The sequence below is a fragment of the Neoaquamicrobium sediminum genome, assembly GCF_040970315.1.
Classification (GTDB): domain Bacteria; phylum Pseudomonadota; class Alphaproteobacteria; order Rhizobiales; family Rhizobiaceae; genus Aerobium; species Aerobium sediminum.
Genome location: NZ_JAZHFV010000031.1, coordinates 1 through 1,325 on the forward strand (window position 1 = coordinate 1; position 1,325 = coordinate 1,325).

The 1,325-nt window shown below is 60.8% G+C and carries 1 protein-coding gene; it reads right to left on the reverse strand.

The genetic code is table 11. From position 1 onward, the window contains the following. Positions 1-9 precede the first annotated feature (9 nt). Positions 10-1,325: ISL3 family transposase (locus tag V1479_RS26095; RefSeq protein ID WP_368805377.1), on the reverse strand; the 1,316-nt coding region annotated here is incomplete at its 5' end.

The following is a 1,325-nucleotide window of genomic DNA, read 5'->3' on the forward strand; positions in this document are numbered from 1 at the left end:
GGTTCTTCCTCACTTTGTGTGGAGCGGTGGCAGCATTCGTGCCCTCAGCAGTTCAGGACCTGCCCTGCCGTACATTGCGCGCTTGAGTGTCTTGAGGCGGTTGATCTGACCTTCGGCCTGTCCGTTGCTCCAGGGCAGCTCGATGGCGTTGTTTACGGCATCGATGTCTCTGCGCAGGACACGGGCGAACCGCATGATCGGAATGAGATCGGACTCGATCGCATCGTCGATCCACGCATCCAGTGGTGCCGATCTCTTGCCGCGAAGGATGCCGTTGAATCGCATCGCCAAGCGTCGCATCTCGGCGAAAGCCTCAGATCCCTGCTTCAGGGCATCGACCTTCCTTGCCTGTCGAGGCGTCAGCAGGCCTCTTGGCTTTATGCACAGCGCCGCGGCAACAATTGGCGAAATCGCGTGGCCGGTATCCGGATCTCGAACGGGTTCCGAGTTGAGCGCCATGGAAGAAACATCATCGCCGCGCTCTCTTTCGGCCCGTCGCCAGGCTCCCAGCAGGCGCTCCAGATTGGAGAAACTTCCGGTATAACCCCGCTGCTTGACGTCATGAAACAGATGCCGTCCGCAACGGTTCCCGTCCTTCCAACATTGGGCAAGGAAGGCTTCGAAATACCATGGCGAAGTGGGGTTCAGTGCTGCTCGCCGCCTGTCTGGCGGAGCCTTGAACTTGAGCCAATTCGCTACACTGCGACGTTCATATCCGGTCCGACGGGCGATCTCGCTGTACGAAAGCCCTTCGTGGCGCAAGGCGTGGAGCATTTCGAATATCTCTTGACGAGATTGCCGATGTGCGAGGCGCGCGCGCCGGCGATGTGTCGCAGCATCAACAATTGCGTCCTCCGAAAGAATGGCCCTGCCGGTGGCACGCCCAGAAAGGCTCATCTGTTCTTCGATGGCCGAGCGAAGGTTCTGGATCAGATGAAACCGATCGGCGACCTGCTGGGCCTGCGGTGCGCCTTCACGGACGGCCTGCGCATACAGGCCGCAGCGGTCGCGGCTGACGGTCTCGATCGAAGGATGACTCCGAAGCCACTTGGCGGCACTATCGACACTGCGGTCGTCCAGTATGTCGATCACCGAGCGGCGCTCAAGATCGACCATGATGGTTCCGTAGCTCGTCGCCCGCCGCCAACTCCAGTCATCGATACCGACCACTCGTATCTCGGAATTGCGTTGAGCACCCGCGGCATCCCGCTTCAACTGCCGCAGGATGGTGTCGTCGCTGACCGGCATGCCGAGTCGCTGCATCAACCGCTCGCCAGGACGGCCACCAGCGCTGTGGCCAAGCAGGCCGACAATCTCAACGACCC